This window comes from Denitrificimonas caeni DSM 24390 (assembly GCF_000421765.1).
Lineage (GTDB): Bacteria > Pseudomonadota > Gammaproteobacteria > Pseudomonadales > Pseudomonadaceae > Denitrificimonas > Denitrificimonas caeni.
Genome location: NZ_ATXQ01000003.1, coordinates 321,989 through 328,490 on the forward strand (window position 1 = coordinate 321,989; position 6,502 = coordinate 328,490).

The window sequence follows — 6,502 nt, forward strand, 5'->3', positions numbered from 1 at the left end:
ATGGTATCCGCTTGAAAATGCCATTTCGTACAGAAATGATCTTATGGATGTTTAATCATCTGACTTGGTATCTAAATGGGGCTTCACTGCCGTGTGCTGCGGCTCAATATGTGGGCCATCCAATCGGTCATAAGGCCACCATTCAGGATGATGACTGCGCACATGATCCAGTATGGCTTCGCGCAGCCGCATCGCCGTTGTCCACGCGGTCGAAGGATCAGGAGACATGGCATAAAAAGATAACTCTTGGCCAGCGCGGGAATGCTGGGTGACACTGGCGTCCAACGTATGGTGATCGATAACACCCTCATCATTTTTTGCCAGCTCAATGAAGACCTCACGTAGTTGGCGAATATCGGCACTGTGATCCAAAAACAGCACGATCGTATTCATGATCCGGGCATCTTTTACTGACCAGTTTTCAAAGGGCTGCGAAACGAAATACTTAACCGGCACGATAATGCGCCGCTCGTCCCATGTACGCAGACGAATAAAAGTATAGAAAATACTTTCTACATAAGCCCAGCTGCCTTCAAATAACACACTGTCGCCAATGCGCACCGGTTTAGCTAAGGCGATTTGCAAAGAGGCCATGATATTACCCAGCACCGCCTGCCCCGCTATCCCCAGTAACACCGTCACCACACCGGCTGAAGCCAGCAGTGACATACCTAATGATTCAAACAAGTTCAGCTGGATCAATAGCACTATTGCCGATATCGCCACCATCACCAGTACCACCACCCGGCGCAGTGCATAGATAGAAGTGTAAAGTTCGCGCTCTTTAATACTGCGCGTATCATCGATATCACCAATCACGCGCAGCGTCACTCGATCAAGGATGACATCAATAATTTTAAGGGCCGTCATGCCTAATCCCGAGACGACGATAATAATTAAAAACGGGCGCACGATATTGGTGGCGGGGCCAGAAAATGACACCCCCATCTTAAAAGAGAGCTGTGCGGCAATCGCCATTGCCACCAATGCCAGCGGCAACCGCGTCTTCTCTGCAGCTTGGCGCAAGAGAGGACTCTTAGTCTTATGCCCTAACCATCGCATCATGCGATTAATCAGCCAGCCCAAGCCAAGCAGTGCACTCAGCAACAATGGCAGCGCTATCCATTCCCAAAGCCGTAAGCCTCCCACTCGCTGCTTAAGGCTGCTTGGAATATAAGCCTCAAATATATGCGGCCCGTATGCTTCATACAAAATGGGAATATTTTCAACGGTCTGCGGTGTGAATAGCCACACCGGATCTCCGTCTTTGTTCTTATAGCGGGCTAAGCGAATTTCATAGATTTGGCTGTTGAGCTTCACCATTTTCAAGCCAATATCGCGCCGCGCTTTACCAGTAAGCGGATGATTAGCAGGACCTTGATCCTGCATAGCATCAGGTCGAGCCGACAAACCGGACCAATCAATCCACAGCTGCCGGTCAATCACCAAACCCAATTGTCGGGCCAGCTCGGCGCCGTGCTCGGCGCGATCAACCTTGGGCAAATCTCCTAAGTTTAAAAACTCAGCGGCCTTTTGGTATTCTTTCGTCTCCGTGAGGGCCACAAAATTGCGCACCGTCTCTCTTGGAGTGCGACGATTTAGCCCTTTAGCATTTTCTTGTTCACCAATCGTCGCTAAGTCTGCTTCATACCATGAAGAGCTGTCTTCACTGGTGGCGGCAAATGTCATCGACGGCACTAGGCTCACTATTGCGAGAGCCAAGAAAGCGCAGACCAAGGTTAACCAAGTGGATTTTGGGGTACGGGCAAGTGAGTGAATAATGGACTCCAGCAATGTCTGTTAAGCAATAAAACACCTTTCATTTGGCAAAGCCGTCTTAATAATCAGTACTGAGCATAAACGGGATAGCCAGCAATGTCTGCTGCTGTGCCCTGTCATCCTGCCTGAGCTTGTTTATAGCAGCATTTACTGCTCATCATTCAGGCTATAAAAAACGGTGGAAGCTTAACGCTCACCGTTGTTATGCCACTTAAATCTCTATGACAAAGCGACTATTACGCCGCATTCAGCAGCTTTTCCGCTGAATGCGGCGTTAGGCATTTACTATTTGAATCGTTCTAGCAAAGCCTTCGCTACGAGTTCTGATGAGGCCGGATTTTGGCCGGTTATCAAGTTGCCGTCAGTAATGGCATATGGATGCCAATCGTCAGCCTTTGAATAGTTTGCCCCTTTCGCTTTTAACTCGTCTTCAAGCAGGAAAGGAACAACACCTGAAAGTTGAACGGCATCTTCTTCAGTGTTGCTAAAACCAGTTACAGACTTGCCCTGCACTAGGGGAGAACCATCAGGAGCTTTGGTGTGTCGGAGTGCCGCAGGTGCGTGACAAACTGCTGCAACCGGCTTCCCAGAAGCATACATTGCTTCAATCAAAGCTATGGAGTGAGGATCTTCTGCCAAATCCCACATTGGCCCATGCCCACCAGGATAAAATACAGCATCGTAATCATCAGGCGAAATATCGGATAGTTTCACCGTATTTGCCAGAGCCGTTTGAGCGTCAACGTCTCCCATGAAGCGCTCAGTTGCTTCTGTTTGGGAATCAGGCTCATCACTTTTTGGATCCAGAGGTGGCTGTCCTCCATCGGGTGAGGCCAGCGTGATCACCGCGCCAGCATCTGCCAGCACATAATAAGGAGCAGCAAACTCTTCCAGCCAGAAACCGGTTCTCTCTCCGGTGTCGCCGAGTTTGTCATGAGACGTAAGAACAAAGAGGATTTTCATATAGGTTTTCCCTTTTTTGATACCAAAATTGTCTAAGATCACTACCTAACGATTAAGCTAAGGGGCCAGCTTCGCCGATCCCAGCGAGTGAAACGAGCGATTTCAGCGCATTGTTAGAAGCGTTTAACTCTGCGCGAATGTTTCGGACGCGGGCATCTGTAAGCAATGCTCCACGAATATGCAGAACGTGGCCGTTAACATGCGCTCTGAATGAACTGTATTCTGAAATTACAGCATGAGGAATAGAAAATGCCTCTTCGATTTCATAAAGTTCATTAAAAATAACAGCAACCAAATCATCGAAATCTTTTGTTTCGAGGTTGCGTATAACGCCAAGCTGCCTAGAACCATTATTCGGTGTTACACGCCGGGCCTTGATTTGAACCCTTTTATTTGGCTCTGACTGAGATAGCGCGTCATACCCTGCGGATGAGTTTTTGGCGAGTGTTAAATTTAAAGCGTAAGAAACTAGCCATTCGGCATAGTCACCTACAGGATTATTTGTGGTTCTGAGCACTCCGCGCTTTTTGAGTTCATCTATCGCAGCTGCCTGAAGGCTTAGTAACTCGTGAACTGATAGCGTGGCTAGATTCATGTTGTCAAAGGCTTCTAACGTTGGAGTTATGGCCGTGCTGCTAGGCGTAGGCCTTGAACGACTTGTTATAGAGTTTGGTCTTGCTAAGGCAATAATACGCCACAGCAATAACGACCGTGCTTTGGATAAATGCCGAGATGAGCAGAATGCCCAACGCGGCAGAACCGCCGCCCTCTGGTACAAGCCAATAAACAAATGAGTTGGGCACTACTGCAAACAATACATAACTAAGCGGGGTGCCGGAAAGAATATAGGCAGTGAGAGGCTGTGGAGCGCCAAGCATGGAAAGAGCAACGACAGCTAGAGCCAACACAATGCTTGCTAAAACACCCCAGAGAATTGATTTACCCACTTTCCTTAGCAATTACATGCCCTCTAACTATTAAGCTAAGAGGCGAGCTTTGCCCGCCCCAGAGAACTAAGTTAACGATTTAAGCGTCTTGTTAAGCATTATTGAAGCGAACTGGCTCTGGCCCTGTGTTGACCTTTTTGATAACAACGGTTCCTGCAAGTTTGTCATGCCAGCCTTGTTTGCGCTTATCAAAGGCTACCCAGAATATGCCTAAGAATAGCGGGATGATTGATACGAAATACGCGAAATAACGGCCTACTAATTGTGCAGTACTGGCGGGCTGGCCAGTTGCTGCGTCGACTATTTTTGCTGATATAGCCATCTTTCCCGGCGTAGCCTGCTTAAGCACCCAGAAAACAATTACGGCAATGGCTGGTAAAACCCACGATATCAGGAAGTCAGCTGGACCAGCGATTAAATCTGTACTCTCTCCGTCAAAGTAAGCCCAGCCGTAAATTGATATAAGCAGCGGGAACGTTATAAGTGCCATTAAAATCGAATCGATTATTGCTGCGCCAGTTCTTGCCCAAAAACCTGCGTATTCGAATGCTTGATTTTGCATTTTTAGTATTTCCTTATGATTTGTAATAATGCCTAACGATTAAGCTAAAGGACTGAATTTATCCAGCCCCAGTGAGCGAAGCGAACGATTTGAGCGCCTTGCTAGGCATTGTTCGCGATTGTTGTTAGTGCGCTTATTTATTTGAAGATGGCCAATCTTTATGAGCCAAATACAGAAGCGCAAAAAAGTTTGCTATTGGTACTAGGAAAAGAAGACCAATAAAGCCCTTAAAACCTGCTCGTGTAAATATACGCCATCCGGCGAAACCAATAAGCGCCCAGAGTGCGACCAAAACGATATAAGCCATTATGCTTTGCTCCCGGATGCTGGCCACTCGGAGAATGCCAGATAAATTAGAAATGCTAGATTAAGTGCGGGTATCCAAAATACGAATGCTGGCGTGTTCTTGAATCCTGCTTTCATATAAATTTTATATATCGCATGACCGGTCGTCAGCCAAATTACAATTGCGAGAATGACTTCTAGTACTACCATGTGGAACTCCTTGCTGTGGGTGATGCTTTTGGGCTTATGCCTAACGCTTTTGTTTAACGGCGACTACGGAGCGCAGCGTAGTAAGCCTCCGGTGAAGAGTCGGGCTTTAGCCCGTCCCAGTGAGCGAAGCGAACGGCTTGAACCAGTTGTTATATAATTTTATTCAAAGAATCGAAATCAGACTTTGCTTTTTCAATAGCATTCCTACTTGCTCCGGAATACTCAGAAGAAATACCACTCAAAAATTCGCCAGGAGTTACTCCAGAATGCAGAATGAGCCCCACAAAACCAGCTGCAATATAAACAAACCCATAAAACCCCATTGCTATATTGTTTAGGATCAAAGCCATGATTGCAGCAATAAGAGTCAAGATCCAACTAATGCCAGCAATAGCTTTTATTCCCAGCCAAGAAATAACAATAGAGGCAACTAAAAGAGGAAAAGTAAATTGACTTTTTCCGTTACCCCCAAGGGCTAACTCCGCAAACGAAGCAAATACAAGCAGAATTAGCAAAAGCGAAAAAATAGAATATATTGACTTACTCCACTTCAATATCCCTCTGAGATATAGTGGAGAAATTAAAAAAACAGCAAATAATGTTGAAATAATACCGGGCTTAAATGTCAATGATGTATCCCACAGCAACCCAATATGGGTGTAGCTTAAGAACGACATAGCACCAGAGATAAACAAGAACATGAGCGATAGCAATCTCAAAGTTTCACTGTTCAGTTCATTATCATCCGCAATGGATTTTTTAAGTCGTTCGAGCACAGAAACCTCCAAAATTCATATAACGCCGCAATAAAAGGCGAGCGTTAACGAGTCCAGCCCACGCTTTTTGTGGGCGATTTTTCATTGCCTTGTTAGATTTTAGCAATGATCGACTGGAGATCTGACTCATCAACTTTAACTCTTCTATAAGAGTACTTATCTGCTCCACTGATATCTCCAGCTATGCTAGGTATTATGCTTGGCTGGTCGATTGTTTCACAGACGGTCACTGATGTCGTTTCTGAAACTGATACTGATTGATGAAGCACACCTGAAGGAACGTTATACCCCTCACCAGCACTTACTAGATATTTTATTTTTTCCGTGATGAATATCTTCTTATCTGTTCGGTATAAAACAGAGCTGTCCTCTTCATACCTCGCATGGTAAACCCTAAAATTTGGCGTGCCCTCTCCCACCGAATATTCAATATTTTCTATTCTTCCGGCGACAACCCAGCTTTTAAGGTTAAATAAGTGATCATGAATTAACCATGCTGGCTTTTGCATTCGATCATTATTGTTAGGCCAAATGTGCAACCGTATTTTTTTTCCGCCTTGTTCAGAAAGCTTACAAAGGATAAACCCTAGTGGGTGCCAAATAAAACTTGCACCTTTATCTATTCCCACCTGAATGATAGTAAGCGTAACAACAACCCCACATAGCCAACGCTTTTCTGATGCCATAGCTTACCCGTTTTAATAAACGAGGTGATGTATGAGCCGTCAATATCGCAACACAGCGCAGTGGTTAGAGTTAATCGAAGCTTTTGAGCACAGCGGGCAAACCCAGGTCGAGTTTTGCGCTGCGCTTAAGCTCAATCCTAAGTATTTTAGCAAGCGCCGCAGTGAGTTATTAAGCACTCATCCTGAGTCTGCTTTTATTCAGGTGCAGGCTCAATCAATAAGCACGCCAGCAGCAGGTTCTGGTGCATCATTGGCGTTGCGCTTTCAGCAAACTGAATTAACTTTACCTTTGTC

The 6,502-nt window shown here is 45.8% G+C and carries 9 protein-coding genes; 1 reads left to right on the top strand and 8 read right to left on the bottom strand.

The genetic code is table 11. From position 1 onward, the window contains the following. Positions 1–51 precede the first annotated feature (51 nt). The 8 genes from H591_RS15025 to H591_RS0106925 form a co-directional block, all read right to left on the bottom strand. On the bottom strand, positions 52–1,689 hold the full coding sequence (locus H591_RS15025; protein ID WP_022966215.1) for a mechanosensitive ion channel family protein: 1,638 nt from the start codon (positions 1,687–1,689) through the stop codon (positions 52–54). 375 nt (positions 1,690–2,064) lie between these two features. Continuing rightward, positions 2,065–2,742: a type 1 glutamine amidotransferase domain-containing protein gene (locus H591_RS0106890; RefSeq protein WP_028244247.1), complete on the bottom strand. Its 678-nt coding sequence runs from the start codon at positions 2,740–2,742 to the stop codon at positions 2,065–2,067. A gap of 52 nt (positions 2,743–2,794) precedes the next feature. Beyond that, entirely contained in the window at positions 2,795–3,337 is a 543-nt protein-coding gene (locus H591_RS15030; protein WP_022966217.1) for a DUF6998 domain-containing protein, read from the bottom strand. 40 nt (positions 3,338–3,377) lie between these two features. Continuing rightward, the gene (locus H591_RS15975; RefSeq protein ID WP_156853146.1) at positions 3,378–3,689 is read right to left on the bottom strand and encodes a hypothetical protein; all 312 of its coding nucleotides are present in this window, start codon (positions 3,687–3,689) and stop codon (positions 3,378–3,380) included. Positions 3,690–3,780: 91 nt separating this feature from the next. Next, a complete protein-coding gene (locus tag H591_RS0106905; RefSeq protein WP_022966219.1) occupies positions 3,781–4,251 on the bottom strand; it encodes an RDD family protein in 471 nt (156 codons plus the stop codon). A 306-nt stretch (positions 4,252–4,557) separates the two neighbouring features. After that, positions 4,558–4,746 (bottom strand): hypothetical protein, encoded by a 189-nt coding sequence (locus tag H591_RS0106915; RefSeq protein WP_022966221.1) that lies wholly within the window; start codon positions 4,744–4,746, stop codon positions 4,558–4,560. Between the two features lie 149 nt (positions 4,747–4,895). Further along, a complete protein-coding gene (locus tag H591_RS0106920) occupies positions 4,896–5,522 on the bottom strand; it encodes a hypothetical protein (protein WP_022966222.1) in 627 nt (208 codons plus the stop codon). Between the two features lie 92 nt (positions 5,523–5,614). Continuing rightward, positions 5,615–6,208, bottom strand: coding sequence for a hypothetical protein (locus tag H591_RS0106925; RefSeq protein ID WP_022966223.1), 594 nt, complete (start codon positions 6,206–6,208; stop codon positions 5,615–5,617). A 31-nt stretch (positions 6,209–6,239) separates the two neighbouring features. On the opposite strand from H591_RS0106925, the gene tnpA reads away from it, so the two are divergent. Then, a partial coding sequence (gene tnpA, locus H591_RS15035; RefSeq protein ID WP_022966224.1) for an IS66 family insertion sequence element accessory protein TnpA occupies positions 6,240–6,502 on the top strand: 263 nt, incomplete at its 3' end.